This window comes from Amycolatopsis sp. NPDC049253 (genome assembly GCF_040678995.1).
In the GTDB taxonomy this organism is placed as follows: domain Bacteria; phylum Actinomycetota; class Actinomycetes; order Mycobacteriales; family Pseudonocardiaceae; genus Amycolatopsis.
The window spans coordinates 144,019-161,794 of sequence record NZ_JBFAQX010000020.1 but is presented as its reverse complement, the minus strand read 5'-3'; the positions used below and the strand labels follow the sequence as shown (position 1 = coordinate 161,794).

General features: G+C 70.7%; 10 protein-coding genes and 1 pseudogene. 2 read left to right on the top strand and 9 right to left on the bottom strand.

Features of this window, described 5'->3' with window-relative positions:
- Positions 1-91 precede the first annotated feature (91 nt).
- Entirely contained in the window at positions 92-652 is a 561-nt protein-coding gene (locus AB0K15_RS34070) for a hypothetical protein (RefSeq protein ID WP_364059910.1), read from the bottom strand.
- Between the two features lie 623 nt (positions 653-1,275).
- Between AB0K15_RS34070 and AB0K15_RS34065 the strand changes: the two genes are divergently transcribed.
- Positions 1,276-1,947, top strand: a complete 672-nt coding sequence (locus AB0K15_RS34065) for a hypothetical protein (protein WP_364059907.1) — start codon at positions 1,276-1,278, stop codon at positions 1,945-1,947.
- A 148-nt stretch (positions 1,948-2,095) separates the two neighbouring features.
- Here AB0K15_RS34065 and AB0K15_RS34060 read toward each other — a convergent pair whose 3' ends face one another.
- From AB0K15_RS34060 to AB0K15_RS34050, 3 genes are all read right to left on the bottom strand, one after another.
- A complete protein-coding gene (locus AB0K15_RS34060) occupies positions 2,096-2,434 on the bottom strand; it encodes a hypothetical protein (protein ID WP_364059904.1) in 339 nt (112 codons plus the stop codon).
- A gap of 49 nt (positions 2,435-2,483) precedes the next feature.
- On the bottom strand, positions 2,484-3,338 hold the full coding sequence (locus AB0K15_RS34055) for an SDR family NAD(P)-dependent oxidoreductase (RefSeq protein ID WP_364059901.1): 855 nt from the start codon (positions 3,336-3,338) through the stop codon (positions 2,484-2,486).
- 327 nt (positions 3,339-3,665) lie between these two features.
- Positions 3,666-7,808 (bottom strand): S8 family serine peptidase, encoded by a 4,143-nt coding sequence (locus AB0K15_RS34050; protein WP_364059898.1) that lies wholly within the window; start codon positions 7,806-7,808, stop codon positions 3,666-3,668.
- A 126-nt stretch (positions 7,809-7,934) separates the two neighbouring features.
- On the opposite strand from AB0K15_RS34050, the gene AB0K15_RS34045 reads away from it, so the two are divergent.
- Positions 7,935-8,945, top strand: coding sequence for a helix-turn-helix domain-containing protein (locus AB0K15_RS34045; RefSeq protein WP_364059895.1), 1,011 nt, complete (start codon positions 7,935-7,937; stop codon positions 8,943-8,945).
- Between the two features lie 261 nt (positions 8,946-9,206).
- Here AB0K15_RS34045 and AB0K15_RS34040 read toward each other — a convergent pair.
- The 5 genes and pseudogenes from AB0K15_RS34040 to AB0K15_RS34020 all read right to left on the bottom strand — a co-directional run.
- Positions 9,207-10,022 (bottom strand): annotated as a pseudogene (locus AB0K15_RS34040) (glycoside hydrolase family 16 protein); the annotation flags it as partial.
- 137 nt (positions 10,023-10,159) lie between these two features.
- Entirely contained in the window at positions 10,160-12,388 is a 2,229-nt protein-coding gene (glgB, locus tag AB0K15_RS34035) for a 1,4-alpha-glucan branching protein GlgB (protein ID WP_364059892.1), read from the bottom strand.
- A gap of 4 nt (positions 12,389-12,392) precedes the next feature.
- Positions 12,393-13,781, bottom strand: a complete 1,389-nt coding sequence (locus tag AB0K15_RS34030) for an aminoglycoside phosphotransferase (RefSeq protein WP_364059889.1) — start codon at positions 13,779-13,781, stop codon at positions 12,393-12,395.
- 5 nt (positions 13,782-13,786) lie between these two features.
- Positions 13,787-15,595, bottom strand: a complete 1,809-nt coding sequence (gene treS / locus AB0K15_RS34025; RefSeq protein WP_364059886.1) for a maltose alpha-D-glucosyltransferase — start codon at positions 15,593-15,595, stop codon at positions 13,787-13,789.
- A gap of 96 nt (positions 15,596-15,691) precedes the next feature.
- Complete coding sequence (locus AB0K15_RS34020; RefSeq protein WP_364059883.1) at positions 15,692-17,671, bottom strand: maltotransferase domain-containing protein; 1,980 nt, start codon at positions 17,669-17,671, stop codon at positions 15,692-15,694.
- Positions 17,672-17,776 lie beyond the last annotated feature (105 nt).

Genomic DNA, 17,776 nt, shown 5'->3' with positions numbered 1-17,776 from the left:
ATCCGCTCATGCACCCGATCCAGCTGATCCATCACCACATCGACCACCACCAGGATGATCTACCACAACACCACCAACTGCCGTTGCAGTACTAGACGGCGGCCGGGTTGGCGGCCAGCCGGGAGAGTTTGCCGAGCTTCGGCCGCAGGACCGTGTCCACACTCCACACGGATCCGGCGGCCGCGTAGTACAGGCCGAGCGAGGCGAAGATGTAGCCGACGGACGGGCCGAGGTCCGTCATGCCCGGCGCGTCCCACGGCAGATGGAAGCCTTCGGCCGCCGACCAGATCCCGAACGAGAACACCGCGCTGCCGAGGAACACGAGGTTCGAGAACGCCCCGAAGATCAGCCCGAGGGCGATCAGCGTCTCGATCACCGCCGTGCCCACCGCGAACGCCGCCGGGCTCCAGCTCGCGACGGTGTGCCACAGCTCCAGCCACTGGTGCACCACGGGGACGGCGATCTTGTCGGCCTTGCCCAGCTCCTTGCCGAGCGTCTGACCGTGCACGAAGCCGGGCAGCCACTTGAACGTGGCGTCGATCGCCCACACCACGCCGAACACGATCCGGGCGGCGGCAGCAGCGTGCAGCCGCCGGAGGGTGGGAGACACGGAACCCGCGACAGGCACGGCTTGAGTGACAGGGGTACTCACGGCGAAGGTCCTTTCCGGACTCAAGAGGACTGCCCGGCAGGTCGGGCAGGGTGAGCTTAGGCAAACCTAAGCGGTTGTCGAGAGTGGTGTTCGTCTCGGCTTGTGCGATGAACCCGAGGGGATGTGTCGCCGTATGTCTGGGATTTTTCGGTCATAATGGTGCGATTCGGACTATTTCGTGCGGCACAGTTGATCATTTACCGTGGTGGTTTCAGCTCCGGATGCCACCTTTTCGAATATCTGGGTTAATTCATCCCTATGACGGTTTTGCGTGCCACTGGGATTTGCCCGTGGTGTCGCAAAGAGGCCGACCGCGCCTTTGGTCGAACGGTTACCCCGAATCGTGACCGAAATGGCGTAACCGCCGGCCCACCACGGCGATATGCGGATGAACCAAGGACCTTCCGGGGAGATTGCATGCGCAGAACCACTTTCGTCGTCGCCACGGGCTCCGCACTGGCGCTCGTGCTGACGGGCTGTGGTGCCAAGGGCCAGAACGGGACGGCATCGGGCACCGGTGACAAACCGGAGCTGAGGCTCGCCGCACCGTTCCAGAATGTGCTCGAACTGTCGGCCGCCTCGAAACAGGGCGCGCAGAAGTCGAAACGGCGAAAGTCTCGCTCGTGGCGAACGCGGCCGGCAAGACGGTCACGGCCCAAGGCGACTACTTGTTCCAGCCGGGCGACATCGAGCTTTCCCTGACCGAGACCGTCGAAGGCCAGCAGGTCGGGTTGCGGATCGTCGACAAGACGCTGTACGTGAAGATTCCGCCGGCCGAGGCGAGCCAGATGGGCACTGACAAGGCGTGGCTCAAGATCACGCCGGGTGCCAACGATCCGTTGTCGCAGGCGATATCGGGCAGCATGGGGTCGACCTCCGAGGCGAGTGACCCGACCGAGCTGCTCGACCGGATCGGCGAAGCCGGCCGGATCGTCAGCTCCGACCAGACCACCCTGGACGGCGAGAAGGTGAACCACTACAAGGTGGAGCTCGACCTCGACAAGGCGCTGGACAGGTTCACCACGTTGATGCCGGCCGCCACCAAGGCCAAGGTCGAGCAGCAGGTCAAAGGCAAGCACATCATGCTCCCGACCGAGCTGTGGATCGACAAGAACCAGCTCCCGCGCCAGATCACGATGGACGAGACCGCACTGACCCAGGCCGAAGGCACAGGCGCCGGCCTGGGCAAGACCACGCTCGACTACAGCGACTGGGGAACTCCCGTCACCATCACCGCTCCCCCGGCCGACCAGATCGCTGGTCTGAGCGAAATCGCGAAGAAGCTGGGCGGCTGAACTTTTCCACCGCTGCGAAGGGCTCCTCGACAACCGTCGGAGCGCCCTTTGTGCTACTGCCGGTGGTACCGATCGCAAGGAGCGGCCGGCGGCTCCGGCCGCAACGATCGTTCGCGAGAGACAGGTGGGCCACCTCCACGGGGTCGGCTCACCGAGCAGGCCCGGTCGGCAGGTCGAGGAAAGCCAGCAGCCGCAGGACTCCGGCCAGGTGGTCGAGGTCGTGCCAGAGCGCGATCACGTCGTGTGGTCCGCGATGGGCCGCGGCGGTCACTTCGGCGAAGTCGTCGCTGCTCTGGCCGCAGTCGAGGTGCGCTTCGGGACTGCGGTGATTGTCGAACGCGGCGGCCAGGTCGACGTTCCAGTAGTAGTCGACCGGCACATCAGCCAGGTTGATGCGATCGCCGAATCGGCGCTGTATCTCGTCCAGCAGCAGGGAACAGGTCTTGCGGAGGTCGGCGAGTTCGAGCACGGGACTTCTTTGCGTCACACGCACCATCTTTCCTGAGACCGGATCACCCCCCTGCGGATCCCGTGGGTCAGGACGCGGCGACCTCGCCCGGCAGCGTGCCGTCGAGGTCGGTGAAGGCGTAGTGCGTGGCGAGGTCCGTGGTGGTGTGGACGCGGCCCGAGCGGGTGAGCACGGCGGGGTCCGCCGCGAGGGCTGCGACGCCGCGGCCGACGAAGCGCGGGGACTCCGCCGCGGCGAGGTCGAACTCGCCGGCGCCCGGGATGTCCAGCACGGTGCGGCCGTCGGGGGTGGCGCGGCCGGCGAAGGCGAGCAGTTCGGTGCGCACGAGGCCCGGCCAGATCGAGACGGCCGCGACGCCGCGGTCGCGCAGTTCCAGCGCCATGTCGGCGGTCATCTTGTCGACCGCGGCCTTGCCGACGCCGTAGACGGTGTTCTGCTGGTACGCCGCCGCGCCCGAGGACGAGATGTTCGCGATGAGGCCGCCGCCCGCGGCGAAGAGGAGCGGGGCGGCGAACACGCTCGCCACGTAGTGCGAGCGCGCGCCGATGCCGAGGACCTCGTCCCACGCGGTGAGCGGCAGGTCCCAGAACGGCCGGTTCAGCCAGGCGGCCAGATCGGGCGCGGAGAAGACGTTGTTCACCAGCACGTCGAGCCGGCCCGCTTCCTCGGCGACGCGCGTGAAGACCGCCTCCACCTGGGCGTCGTCGTGGTGGTCGCAGCGCACGGCGATGCCGGTGCCGCCGAGGGCGGTCACCTCGGCGGCCGTCTCGGCGAGCGTGCCGGGCAACGGCCCGGGTTCGGCGGTGCGGCCCGTGACGTACACCGTCGCCCCCGCCGCGCCCAGCTCGAGGGCGATGCCCTTGCCCACGCCGCGCGTCGCGCCCGTCACCACCGCGATCTTGCCCGCCAAAGCTCCGTTCATGATCCCGATCCAACCCCCGCCGCCGGATCTCGGCGAACGCACGGTCCACGAAGGCACGGCTCACACCGGACCCCGGCGAGATGCCGAAGCGCGAAGGCGCCCTCGCCCATGCGCGCCGACCCGCAGGGCCCCGACGTCGCGCTTCCGGCCCACCGCACCGAACCAGGGCAAGGGCCGACTTCATGGCCGCGTTTCAGGGCCGGCCACTCCGGACCAGCGGCAACCCGCCGAACCTCGGCTGCCCCCGAGAAACCCGCCGTTTCGGCCCACCCAGACGACAGCGGGGCCGGTCCACCTCGGACCGGCCCCGCCGCTGCCACGAGAACCTCAGTACCGGAACTGCTGCAGCTGCCTCCCGTCGTACGAAGGCACCCAGCCGGTGCGCGTGGCCGGGTCGAGCTGCACCGAGCGTTCGGTGAGCGAGTTGTACTCGCCGCCGAAGGGGCTCGACACGAAGTTCAGCCCGGACACCACCGACACCTGCTTGCCGGTCGCCAGGTCGATCACCGCGAGCTGGCTCGTCGCGTTGTTGTCGGTGATCACGCCGCCGACCTTGCCGAACTGCGAGATCACCGGCGGCGTGCGGAACGCGACCAGGCCGAGGTGGTGCACCCCGTCCACGGCGAGGAACGCCGCCTGCTGCTGGCGCACCGTGTAGGACTCCCCCGCCGTCAGCGTGTCGCCCGCGATCGCGCCCAGCGAGGTGGTGCCGACGATGTTGAGGCTCACCGAGCGGTACACCAGCTGGTACAGCTTGTTCGCGCCGTCGTCGTAGGCCATCGCGTTCGCGCAGATGCTGCCCGCGCCCGACAGGGTCGTCGCGCCCGAGTCGAGGTCGACGCTCGCCATCGAGGCCGCGCCGCCGCCGAAGCAGATCGGGCCGCCGCCGGTGCGCGCGAGGTAGACCAGCCCGGTGGCCTGGTCGAGCTCGATCATCTTGAACGCACCCGCCACCGCACCCGGCGGGTCCGCGAGCAGCGGCGTGCCGAGCGCGCCGTCGGCCAGCGTCAGCGGGAGGACGAAATCGGTGTTGTCCGCCGTCCGCTTGGCCAGGATCGCCGCGCGGTGCCGGGTCGCGTCCACGCGGCCGCCTTGCACCGAGAAGCCGTCCGCGGTCACGGAAGCCACCTGCTGCAACGACGTCGTGTCGTAGGTGTCCAGCGTCCACCCGGCACTGGTGAAGTGCAGCAACGCCAGCCGGTGCGCCGAAGCGTCCGCGCCGAGCACCTGGTAGCCGCCGTCGCCGGACGCGTCGGACGTGAGCACCCGCCCGTATGTGCCCTTCACGGCGTCGTACTCCTGCACCGACTCACCGCCGCCGGGCGTGCGCAGCGCGGCGTACGACAGACCCTGGGCCGCCGCGGCGAAACTCGTCACCACGGCGTTGCCGGGCGCGTAGCCGTCGTCGACCGCGAGGAACGACGTCGGCGACGCCTGGCCGAGCACCTTGCCCTGGCGGTCGGTGGCGAGCACGCGCACGTCGTAGGCCACCGAACCGCCCAGCCCGAGCTTCACCGCATCGAGCTTCGCGACGCCGTTGCGCGCCGGAAGCTGCTGGTACGCCACGGATCCCGCGCTCGGGCCGCCCTGGTCGCGCCGGTCGCCGTTGGCGTTGGTCACGGTGTTGAACGAGTTGTACAGCGTCGGCGCGGGGGCCGACACCTCCACCGCCGCGCCCGTCGCACCCGGCACGCCGCGCACGTCGTAGCCGAGCGAGAACGCCGGTGCGGCCCGGGTGATCTCCGCGAAGTGCCCGGAGGTCCCGCCCGCGGTGAGGATCGGCGCGTCGGGCCGCTGCGCCGCGCCGCCGACGCGGATCGCGGCGAACTCGCCGTACGTCGGGTCACCGGCGGTGCCGGTCACCGACCGCTGCACGATCCCGATGCCGTAGATCCCGGCGCCGCCGGCGAACGCCGAAGCCGGCACGACCACGTCACCCGAGGTCGCGGTGATCGGCGCGACGAACCCCGTGCCGAACAGCGGCGCGTTGACCGGGTTCCAGTGCCCCAGCGTGGACACGACCACCTGCGGGTTCGACAGGTTCCGCACGCCGGTGAGGTCGTAGTGCACCCGCACGTCCTTGCCCACGGCCACGGTCGCCGGCGCCACCGGGGCGAGCGCCTCGGCGAAGGTGCCGTCGGTCGGGCCGAAGGTGAGCGTCTGCGGTGCCGACGCCACCACACGGTGCCCCGAGCGGACCTCGAAGGTGACGGGCACCGTACGGTCCTCTGTGGACACCACCGGAAGTCCCGCTGCCGCCAGGATTTCCTGGGGGCTCAGCCGCACGGCGGGCACGGTCGAGGTGAACTCGTGCCCGTGGACGTTCACCGCGTAGGTCGCCTTCGCCGGGGCGCCCACCACGTCGGCGCCGACGGTGACCGGGCCGACCAGTCCCTCCCCGGTGCCACCGGTGTCGAGGTCGATGCGGCCGCCGTCGGCGTTCTCGGTGAAGGAACCGCCGAGCCCGCCCTCGGTCACGCGGTGCGCCACGGAAACCCTCGTGATGGCGGGGTCGCCACGACGATCACCGAGCACCGACTGCACGGCCGCGGTCACGTCGATCTGCGGACCGACCGTCACCGGCCGGTCCATCTGCGGCGGCGAAGCGACGGGCCGCGCCGTGTGCTGCAGGACCGTGCGCACGTCGGCCGGGCTCAGCGAGCGGCCGGCCAGCTTCGCCGCCTGCAGCACCACCGCCGCCGCGGCCGCGGTCATCGGCGCGGACGCCGAAGTGCCGCCGTTGAGCACCGGCGTGACGTCCTGCGCGCCACCGCGCTGTGTGTGCTCCACGACGAGAATGCCGTCGCTGGGCGCGGAAACGTCCACGCGCGTGCCGAAGCCCGACGAGAAGTTGGCCCCGCCGTCGGTGCGGGTCGTGGCGAAGGTCGGGTTGTGCGCCGCCGCGCCGCCGGCCTGCTGCGGCACGGCGAGCGTGTCGTCGAGGGTGGTGCCGCCGACGGCGATCGCGCCGCTGTCGAGCACCTTCGTCGGCGTGGTGGAGAACTGGTCGTCCGCGATGTCGGTCGTGGCGCTGGCGTCCTTGGTCACGTCGGTGGGCGTGCTGCCGCCGTCCGGGCCGACCGCGGCCGGGGTGTAGAGGCGCGTGCCGTCGTTGGAGGAGATGGTGACCACGATGTGGTACTGCTTCACGATCGTCGAGATCACGGCCTGCGCCACCGGGTCGTCTTCGAGGTAGCGGCCCGGGAAGCCCGCGCTGTCGGTGCCGACACCGAGGCTCGCGGTGATCACGTCCGGCCGCGGCTGCTGGCGCGCGGCGGCCAGCAGCGCCACGGAGATCTGGTCGAGCGTCGGCTCCTGCGGCACCACCAGCCGGTACTGCGCGCCGGGCGCGATGCCGAGCAGGTCCGTGAAGCCGTCGCCCTGGGCGCCGGCGCGCTGCGTGTCGTGCGGCAGCGGGGCCATCACGCCGAAGTCGAGCAGCACCTCACCGAGCGCGGGGTCCTGGTTTTCGACCGAGCCCAGCGGGTCGAGCCGGCCCGAGGAGTCGGCGGTGTAGGTGGGGATCAGCGGCATCGACGGCACGTCGAGGTAGCGCTGGCCGCCCTGCACGACGGTGGTCGGGCCGTAGTTGCGCACGTAGCTGTCGCCCGCGTCGGCCATGCCCTGGTCGGTGAGGTCGCCGAGGGAGACGTTGGTGATGATCTCGCCGCTGCCCGGGAGCTTCCCGTGCAGCAGGCTGTACGCGCCGAGCGCGTCGGTGGCGCCCGCGTTGAGGTAGCTCTGCGCCGACGACGTCACGCCGTAGTTCGAGGGCACGCCGGTCGGCGGTTTCTGGTGCGCCTGCGGCAGTTTCGCCGCTTTCACCGCCGGCTGCGGCACGGGCACCGGGCCGGTGGACATCGCCGAGACGCGGCCGTCGGGCTGCGCGCTCACCACGCCGGGCGTGGCGGCGAGCTTCTGCACGGCGGCATCGGTGTGCTTGTTGTCGGCGAGGTGCACCAGCACGGTCTTGGCCAGCGCGGGCACATCGGTGACGTCGGGGAACACCGGTTCGACGGAGGTCGCGCCGACCGCGGCCAGCGCCGCGTTGACGCCGTTGTCCGATGTCTTGGCCGCGCGGCGACCGGCCGTGAGCGGGGCACCGGTCACGGCGGTGGAGGCGGCGAGCTGCACGAGGACGTCACTCGGCTGCCCGGGCGCGGCGCTCTGGGTGAAGGCGGCGCGCACGGCGTCGTCGGTCGGCGCCAGCGAGCCGAGGGCGGAAGTCCCCTGCGGCAACGCGAGCACGGTCTTGCCGAGTGTCTTGCCGTGGGCGTCGGTGCGGGTCGCGGTGCCGTCGGCGTCGACGGTGATGGCGCCGCCGTCGGGCATCGCGACGTGTCTCGACGGTGGTGGCTGATCGGGCTCTCCTGCCGCGGTGGCCGGTGCGACGGCGAGACCGGTGAGGGTCACGGCCGCGGTGACAGCGGTCAGGACACGGCGAAACGGGATCGTTCGGGCGCGGGGCACCTGGCTCCCTTTCGGGTCGGGGGGACGGGGAGTTCACAGGGGTCGGGGGGTGGGGAAGCACTGAGCGGTCGGCCAGTGATCGGATCAACTTCCCAGCCGCGCCCGCTGTGGCGCAAGATAGCCACCATGACCAATAGTCGCCAGGTGGCGGGTTCCCGCCAGCAGCTTCGGGACCTCGAAGCGCTCGGCGTCCCGGCCACCGACGCGCGCGTCTACACGGCGCTGCTCGGCCATCCGCGCACGCGGGCCGTGGACCTGGTGGAACAATGCGGACTTTCCGCCCAGCAGGTGGCGCGGGCGCTCTCCCGGCTCACCGCGAGCGGCATGGCGAGCCGGGTGCCCGGACGCCCGGCGCGTTACCTGGCCGCGGCCCCCGACATCGCATTGGGTGCGCTCGCGGCCGAACGCGCGGCCGAGCTGCGCAGCGCCCGCGCGGCGATCGAGGACCTCATGGCCGTGCACCGCGAAGCCAGCCGGTTCACCCATCCCGCCGAGCTCGTCGAGGTCGTGACCGGCGCGGAGAACATCGAGGTCCGCGTGCGGCGGCTGCAGGACGAGGCCCGCACGCAGATCCGCGGGCTCGACCGGCCGCCGTACGTCAGCGCGCCCGGGGAGAACCTCGACCCGGAACGGCAGCGGCTCAAGGCCGGCATCGTCTACCGCGTGATCTACGACCGCGAGGCGATCGCCGTCCCCGGCCGGCTGCAGAACGACATCCTCGTGAGCGGCACCGACGGCGAACGCTCGCGGGTGCGCCCCCAGCTGCCGATCAAGATGGTGATGGCCGACGAGGAGGTGGCGGTGATCCCGATCAGCTCGTCACCGCACGTCGTCGACGCGGCCTACATCGTCCATGCCTCGGCCTTGCTCGACGCGCTCGTCACGTTGTTCGAAGCGGAGTGGGACCGTGCCGTGCCCATCGCAGAGGCCCTCACCGACCCGGCGCCGCACCGTGATCCCGAGACGACGACGCTGCTCACCTTGCTCGCCGCCGGGCAGACCGACGCCGGCATCGGCCGCGCGCTCGGCTGGAGCCCTCGCACGACGCAGCGGCGCGTGCAGCGGCTGATGACCGAGCTCAACGCCACGACCCGCTTCCAGGCCGGCATGAACGCGAAAGCCCGCGGCTGGCTGTAGGTCCACCGTGGGCGACTACGGGGTCAGGGTTCCGGCCCGGGCCGGGTTTCCCGCCGGCGCAACGGAAAACCCCGGCCCGGGCCAGGTCCGGTCACCCCGCGGCGAGCTGGTTCCGGAGCTTCGCCCGGCTCGCCGCAAGTCGAGCCGGGCGAAGCCGCGGAGATCCGCGCCGCCCGATCTCCGCCCGCCGCAGCGGCCCGAATTCGCGGAGGCGTCCGGTGGCGTGAACCGCCCAGGTGAGACGTCCGAAGTGGACGCTCAGCTCACGTGCACGTAGTCGACCACGAGCTGCTGCGGGAACTGCGTGCCACCGTCCGGGTCACCGGGCCAGTCGCCGCCCACGGCGAGGTTGAGGATGAGGAAGAACGGGTGGTCGTAGACCCACTTGTTGCCGTTCAGGTCGGCCGGCGTGCGCGTCTCGTAGGCGTTGCCGTCCACCGACCACACGATCTTGTTCGTGGACCAGTCCACCGCGTAGGTGTGGAAGTCGTCGGAGAAGTTCGGGCCGTTGTAGGCCGCGCCGATGCCGTTGGCGCCCGAGTACCCCGGGCCGTGGATCGTGCCGTGCACGGTGGTCGGCTCCTTGCCGATGTTCTCCATGACGTCGATCTCGCCGTCCGTCGGCCAGTTGCCGCCGCCGAGCATCCAGAACGCGGGCCACATGCCCTGCCCGCGCGGGAGCTTCATGCGGACCTCGACGTGGCCGGAGCTGGTGGAGAACTTGCCGGACGTGTTGAGCCGCGCCGAGGTGTACTCGCACGGGCCGTACCAGCAGTTGTTGCCCGAGCTCTCCTTCTTGGCCGTGATCACCAGGTGACCCTGGCCGTCGAGCGCCGCGTTGGCCGCACCGGAGGTGTACCACTCGCGCTCGTGGTTGTTCACGTTGTCGCCGGTCTCGTAGTTCCACTTCGAGCCGTCGGCCGGGCTGCCCGCGGGCCCGTCGAAGTCGTCGGTGAACGTGGCGGCCGGGCTCGCCGGAGCCGCGTTGCCGGCCGGTGTCGCCGTGAGCGTCACGGCTCCCGCCACCGCCAGGGCCGCCGGGATCGCCAGCAGCCGCCACCGGGCGGACGTCTTCAGAGACTTCATCGTCGTCATCCCTCGTCGCTCGAGGGGCGGCCTGGCGGCGCCACCCCCGGTTTGTTGTGGATGGCAACAAAGCTAACCCGACCGGTTGTTCACCGGCAAGGATTAACGTGAGGAATTTTCCGACAGCCTCATTCGACGGTAACCGAGGCCTCCTCCAGCAACCACAGGACGCCGTTCGGCGGCAGCTGCAGCACTGCCGACGCCGGCAGGCCGTGCCACGGCTTCGCGACCGCCTCGACCGCGCCCAGGTTGCCGACCCCGGAGCCGCCGTAGACCTCGGCGTCGGTGTTCAGCAGCTCGGTCCAGCGCCCGGCGGCGGGCAGGCCCACGCGGTAGTCGTGGTGCGGCACGCCCGCGAAGTTCGCGATGCACGCCAAGCGCGACCCGTCGGAGCCGATGCGCAGGAAGCTGAGCACGTTGCCGGCCGAGTCGTTGGCGTCGATCCACTGGAAGCCCTCCGGCCGCACGTCGCCGCTGAAGAGCGCGGCGGTGGACCGGTAGATGTCGTTGAGCCGGCGCAGCAGGTCCTGCACACCGCGGTGCAGCGGCTGCTCCAGCAGGTGCCAGTCGAGCGAGCGCGACTCCGACCACTCCTGCGGCTGCCCGAACTCGCCGCCCATGAACAGCAGCTGCTTGCCCGGGTGGGCCCACATGAACGCCAGCAGCGAACGCAGCCCCGCCGCCTTGTTCCAGTCGTCGCCCGGCATCCGCTGCCACAGGGAACCCTTGCCGTGCACCACTTCGTCGTGTGAAAGCGGCAGCACGAAGTTCTCGCTCCACGCGTAGACGAGCGAGAACGTCATCTCGTTGTGGTGGTACGCGCGGTGGATCGGCTCGTGGCCGAGGTAGCGCAGCGTGTCGTGCATCCAGCCCATGTTCCACTTGAAGCCGAAGCCGAGGCCGCCGAGGTGCGTCGGCCGCGTGACGCCCGGCCACGCGGTGGACTCCTCGGCCACCATCACCACGCCCGGGTGCCGCCGGTAGACGGTCGCGTTGAGCTCCTGCAGGAACCGGACGGCGTCGAGGTTTTCGCGGCCGCCGTACTCGTTGGGCAGCCACTCGCCGTCCTTGCGCGAGTAGTCGAGGTAGAGCATCGACGCGACGGCGTCCACGCGCAGGCCGTCGAGGTGGAACTCCTCCAGCCAGTACAGCGCGTTGGCCACGAGGAAGTTGCGCACCTCGTTGCGGCCGAAGTTGAACACGAGCGTGCCCCAGTCGGGCTGCTCGCCGCGGCGCGGGTCCTCGTGCTCGTAGAGCGGGCTGCCGTCGAAGCGCGCGAGCGCCCAGATGTCGCGCGGGAAGTGCGCGGGCACCCAGTCCACGAGGACGCCGATCCCCCGCTGGTGCAGGTGGTCCACGAGGTGGCGGAAGTCGTCGGGCGAGCCGAAGCGCGAGGTCGGCGCGTAGTACGACGTGACCTGGTAGCCCCACGAACCGCCGAACGGGTGCTCGGCCACGGGCAGGAACTCCACGTGGGTGAAGCCGGTGTCGGTCACGTAGTCGGCGAGCTGGTCGGCCAGCTCGCGGTAGTCCAGCCCGGGCCGCCACGAGCCGAGGTGCACCTCGTACACGCTCATCGGCGCGTCGGCCCAGTTCGTCGCCTCACGGCGCGCGGTCCACTCGTCGTCGGCCCAGGTGTAGGCCGACTTCGTGACCTTCGACGCCGTCGCGGGCGGCACCTCGGTCGCGAACGCCATCGGGTCGGCCTTCTCGTGCCAGTGCCCGTCGGCGCCGAGGATCCGGAACTTGTAGCAGGAGCCGACCGGCACGCCGGGCACGAACAGCTCCCACACACCCGACGAGCCGAGCGAGCGCATCGCGTGCCCGCGGCCCTCCCAGCCGTTGAAGTCGCCGATCACCCGCACTCCGCGCGCGGTCGGCGCCCACACCGCGAACGACACGCCTTCGACCGCGCCGTGAGGCGTGTCGTAGTCGCGCACGTGCGCGCCGAGGACGTCCCACAGCCGTTCGTGGCGGCCCTCGCCGATGAGGTGCAGGTCGAGCTCGCCGACCGTGGGCAGCCAGCGGTACGGGTCGTCGGTGACCACGGTGTGCCCGTCGTAGTCGACCTCGAGCCGGTAGTCGCCCGGGTGCTCGGGCAGCGGGGCCGCGAACAACGCGTCGGCCACGCGTTCCAGCGGGAACCGCCGGTCCCCCGCCAGCACGGAGACGGACTTCGCCCCTGGCAGCAACGCGCGCGCGACGACGGTGCCGGGGCTCGTGCTGCCGATGCCCACCGTCCCCTGGGCGTGCACGCCGAGCACCGAGTGCGGGTCGTGGTGCGAGCCGGCCAGCAGCCGGTCGATGTCCTGCGGGGACGGAGCCGCCGCGGGCAGATCCCGGGAAACCGCGTTCACGTCTTCACTCACCTCCGTGGGCGATGCGGGCGATCGCCGCCAGGGGCACGGCCAGCCAGTCGGGCCGGTTCGCGTGCTCGTAGGCCACTTCGTACACCGCTTTGTCGAGTTCGAACGCACGAAGCAGCTCTCCGTGCTCGCGCGGGTCGCCGATCGGGCCGGCGGCCCCGGCGTACCCGTCGCAGAAGGCCGTGCGGTTGCGGCGCGCCCATTCGAGCGCGCGTTCGGTCAGCGCCGGGTCGTCCGGCTGGCCCACCAGCAGCTGCCGGGCCGCGTAGTCGAACGAGCGCAGCATGCCCGCGACGTCGCGCAGCGGCGACCGCAACGCGTGCCGCTCCTCCAGTGGCGCCGCCGGCTCGCCCTCGAAGTCGAGCAGCAGCCAGCCGCCGACCGTGCGCAGCACCTGGCCGAGGTGCAGGTCGCCGTGGATGTACTGCATCGAGATCCCCGGCCGGCCCGGCGGCAGCTCGCGCAGCGCGTCGAACACCTTGTGCAGCGCGGGCACGTGCTCGCCCAGCTCCGGGACGTCACGCGCGATCCGGTCGAGCCGCTCGGTCATGCCCGCCACCGTGCGGTCGAGCTCGGACTCGTCCACCGGGTGCGCGCCCAGCGCCGCCGCGAGATCGGTGTGGACGTGCGCCACCGCCGCGCCGAGGCGCTCGGCTTCGCCGGCGAAGTCGCCGCCGACCTCGTCGGGGCGCAGCTCGGGCTCGGCCATCAGGTCGCGCACGCTCGTGGTGGCCATGGCCCAGCCGTCGACGGCGTCGGGCAGGAACACCTGCAGCATCGCGATCGTCGCCGGCTCCCCGGCGAGCTCGCCGGTGATCGAGCCGACGACCTCGGCGATGTGCTCGCAGCCCGCCTTCTGCAGCGCGCGGTGCAGCAGCAGGTCCTTGTTCGTCCCCGGGCTGAGCTTGCGGAACAGCTTGAGGATGTACTGCCCGCCGTACACCAGCGAGGTGTTGCTCTGCTCGGAGGTGATGGGCCGGGCGCGCAACCCGCCGGTCAGCCGCGCACCGGGCTCGTGCTCGAACACCAGCGGGCCGACGCGGTCGCCGGCCACCATGTGGTCCAGCAGCACCGCGGTCAGGTCCGCGTCGCCGCTGGCCTCGTAGAAGTTGAGGCCGCCGTCGGCGCCGATCCACGCCGAGGACGAGATCTCCGGCGGGTGCGACCGGCGCCCGACCAGCAGCTGGTAGGGCTCGGACCGCTCGCCCTGCACCACCTCGACGACCACGTGCAGCAGCTGCGGGTCGCCGTCGACCAGCACCGTGGACGCCAGGGCGCGGACGGCCGTGATCGGCCGGTCCTTGCCCGCGAACCACCGCTGTGCCGGAAGCCAGGACGGCAGCTCGGCGACGAGCTGCTCGACCAGGTGCCCGTGGTCGCTCAAGGCACTCACCTCATTTCGCCTTCGGCTTCCCGCTCGAGGAGCTGGAACCAGTAGAACCCGTGTCCGGGCAGCGTGAGCAGGTACGGAAGTTCACCGACCTCCGGGAACCGCACCCCGCCGGTGAGCTCCACCGGCACCGAGCCGCGGTGCCCGGCCAGGTCGAGCTCGACCGGCTGCGGGAAGCGCGACAGGTTGTTCACGCACAGCACCACGTCCTCGCGCCCGTCCGGCCGGCGCCACTGGCGCTTGTACGCCAGCACGCTCGGGTTGGAGCCGCCGAGGTCCACGAAGTCGCCCTCGGCGAACGCGTGGTGCTGCTTGCGCACCTCGATCATCCGCCGCGTCCAGTTCAGCAGCGACGACACGTTGTTCGACTGGGCCTCGACGTTGAGGGCCTCGTACCCGTAGACCGGGTCCATGATCACCGGCAGGTAGATGCGGCCGGGGTCGCAGGAGGAGAAGCCGGCGTTGCGGTCCGGCGTCCACTGCATGGGGGTGCGGACCGCGTCGCGGTCACCGAGCCAGATGTTGTCTCCCATGCCGATCTCGTCACCGTAGTACAGAACGGGCGAGCCCGGCAGCGAGAGCAGCATCGCGGTGAAGAGTTCCTGCTGGTTGCGGTCGTTGTCCAGCAGCGGCGCCAGGCGCCGGCGGATGCCGATGTTGGCCTTCATCCGCGGGTCCTTGGCGTACTCGGAGTACATGTAGTCGCGCTCTTCGTCCGTGACCATCTCGAGCGTGAGCTCGTCGTGGTTGCGCAGGAAGATGCCCCACTGCGTGCCGCTCGGGATCTGCGGGGTCTGCAGCAGGATCTCCGAGATCGGGAACCGCGACTCGCGCCGCACCGCCATGAAGATGCGCGGCATCAGCGGGAAGTGGAACGCCATGTGGCACTCGTCGCCGCCGACGTCCGGGTCGCCGAAGTACTCGACCACGTCGGAGGGCCACTGGTTCGCCTCGGCCAGCAGGATCCGGCCGGGGAACTCGTCGTCGACGACCTTGCGGCAGCGCTTGAGGAACTCGTGCGTGCGCGGCAGGTTCTCGCAGTTGGTGCCCTCCTGCTCGAACAGGTACGGCACCGCGTCGAGCCGGAACCCGTCGATGCCGAGGTCGAGCCAGAACCGCAGCACGTCGATCATCGCTTCCTGCACGGCCGGGTTCTCGTAGTTGAGGTCCGGCTGGTGGCTGAAGAAGCGGTGCCAGTAGAACTGGCCGCGCACCGGGTCGTAGGTCCAGTTCGACGTCTCGGTGTCGACGAAGATGATGCGCGCGTCGGCGTAGCGCGAGTCGTCGTCGCTCCACACGTAGTAGTCGCCGTACGGGCCGTCCGGGTCCGAACGCGACTGCTGGAACCACGGGTGCGCGTCGGAGGTGTGGTTGAGCACCAGGTCGGTGATCACGCGGATGCCGCGCCGGTGCGCCTCGCCGAGCAGGTACACGAAGTCCTCGACGGTGCCGAACTCCGGCAGCACCGAGCGGAAGTCGCTGATGTCGTAGCCGCCGTCGCGCAGCGGCGACGCGTAGAACGGCGGCAGCCACAGGCAGTCGACGCCGAGCCACTCCAGGTAGTCCAGCCGGCTCGCGAGCCCGCGCAGGTCGCCCGTGCCGTCACCGTTCGAGTCGGTGAAGGCGCGCACGAGCACCTCGTAGAACACGGCGCCCTTGAACCAGTGCGGATCGCGCGGTGCCTCTTCGGCGTGCGCGAACTCGTCCGCCTGCGGTTCCACGAGCAGGCCCTCGGCGGTCATCGCCTCGCCCGTGTGGGGAACACCGTCCAGGCCCAGAGCTGCGTCGGGCCGGCTCTCGTCGTCCATCAAACTCCACCTCGTCCCGCGTCCGGCGGTACGTTCGATCGTCCCTGCCGCGTGCCGTGCGTGCAGGGTGGCTGGAAAAATCCTTCAGAGACCCGGTTATCCCGCGAGCCGGCGGCGGACCGCGACGACGTGCGCGACGGCACGCCACGGTTCGAGCCGGACGAAGTTGGCCTGGCCCCAGTCCCAGGTCTCCCCGGTGACCTCGTCGTGGGCGATGAGCCGCTCGTGCCAGTCGAAGCCGAGCGACTCCAGGTCGAGCCACAGGGTGCCTTCCTGCGCACCGTGCGGATCGAGGTTCACCACCGTGACGACGGTGTCGCCGGTCGCCGGGTCCTGTTTGGAGTAGGCGAGCAGCGCGCCGTTGTCGACGTGGTGGAACCGCAGGGTGCGCATGCCCTGCAATGCCGGGTGGATCTTGCGGATCGTGTTCAGCTTCGTGAGCCACGGCTCCAGCGAGCGGCCTTCGGCCAGCGCGCGCTCGAAGTCGCGTGGACGCAACTGGTACTTCTCCGAGTCGAGGTACTCCTCGCTGCCCTCGCGCACCGGCTGGTGCTCGTAGAGCTCGTACCCGGAGTAGACGCCCCACGTCGGCGACAGCGTGGCGGCCAGCGCCGCCCGCAGCGCGAACATCCCGGGGCCGCCGTGCTGCAGCGACTCGTGGAGGATGTCCGGGGTGTTCACGAACAGGTTGGGGCGGCCCTCGTTCCAGTGCTCGACCAGGTCGGTGCCGAACTCGGTCAGCTCCTCCTTGCTCGTGCGCCAGGTGAAGTAGGTGTAGCTCTGGGTGAAGCCGAGCTTCGCCAGGCCCCACAGCCGCGCCGGACGCGTGAACGCCTCGGCCAGGAACAGCACGTCGGGGTGCGCGTCCTTGACCGACTGGATCAGCCACGCCCAGAAGTCCGGCGGCTTGGTGTGCGGGTTGTCGACCCGGAAGATGCGCACCCCGTGCGACACCCAGTGGAGCACGACGCGGAGCACCTCGTCGTAGATGCCGCGCGGGTCGTTGTCGAAGTTGACCGGGTAGATGTCCTGGTACTTCTTCGGCGGGTTCTCGGCGTAGGCGATCGTGCCGTCCGGGCGCGTGGTGAAGAACTCCGGGTGCTTGAGGACCCACGGGTGGTCGGGCGCGGCCTGCAGCGCGAGGTCGAGCGCCACCTCCATGCCGAGCTCTTCGGCGCGGGCGACGAAGGCGTCGAAGTCGTCGAACGTGCCGAGGTCCGGGTGGATCGCGTCGTGCCCGCCCTCGTCGGCGCCGATGGCCCACGGCGAGCCGACGTCCTCGGGGGTGGCGACGAGGGTGTTGTTGGGGCCCTTGCGGTTCACTCGCCCGATCGGGTGGATCGGCGGCAGGTACACCACGTCGAAGCCCATGCCCGCGACCCGGTCGAGTGAACGCGCCGCGGTGGCGAACGTGCCGTGGACGGCCTTGCCCTGCTCGTCGACCCCGCCCGTGGAGCGCGGGAAGAACTCGTACCAGGATCCGAAGGCCGCGCGTTTGCGGTCGACCCACAGCTTCAGCGGTTTGCCTTTGGTGATCAGTTCCCGCACGGGGAATTCGTGCATCAAGTGGCGCACTTCGGGCGAAAGCGCGGCGCCCACCCGCGCGCCGAGATCGCGGCCGGTGTCGCGCAGGTCCGTCGCCGCGCCCGCGAGCAGCGCGCGCTCGCCGCGACGCTCGGGCCGCCGGGACACGCGCTCGAGCAGCCGCGCGCCGTTCTCCAAGTCGTTCGCGAGGTCCTCGGGTCCTTGCCCCGCAGCGATCTTGACCTCGACGGCGTGTTCCCACGTCGCCCACGGGTCGCTCCACGCGTCTACCCGGTAGGTCCACAGTCCCTCGGTGTCGGGCACGATCACGGCGGCGAAGAGATCCAGACCCTTGCCGCGCTCGGCCATCCGCGTCTGGCGCGAGACCCGGTCGCCGGGACCGCGCCACGCGACGGTGGCCGCCACGGCGTCGTGCCCCTCGCGCCACACCGTGGCGGAGACCGGAAAGTGTTCTCCCACAACGGCTTTCGCCGGGTACCGACCGCAGCTGACGGTCGGGATGACGTCGTCGATACCGAGCCGGCCGGTCATGGCAACGCCCCTCTTGGCTGTGCTGATTTCCGTGCGAACGCGAGCACGGTCAGTGTGCCTGATTCCCTCAAAGCCCTTGACAGCGGGGCCTTTTACGGTTGTACC

Bases quoted from the DNA above. Each gene is read 5' to 3' on its own strand.
- AB0K15_RS34055 (WP_364059901.1), bottom strand. From the start codon at position 3,338: ATGAACGGAGCTTTGGCGGGCAAGATCGCGGTGGTGACGGGCGCGACG.
- AB0K15_RS34045 (WP_364059895.1), top strand. From the start codon at position 7,935: ATGACCAATAGTCGCCAGGTGGCGGGTTCCCGCCAGCAGCTTCGGGAC.
- treS (WP_364059886.1), bottom strand. From the start codon at position 15,595: ATGGACGACGAGAGCCGGCCCGACGCAGCTCTGGGCCTGGACGGTGTT.
- AB0K15_RS34020 (WP_364059883.1), bottom strand. From the start codon at position 17,671: ATGACCGGCCGGCTCGGTATCGACGACGTCATCCCGACCGTCAGCTGC.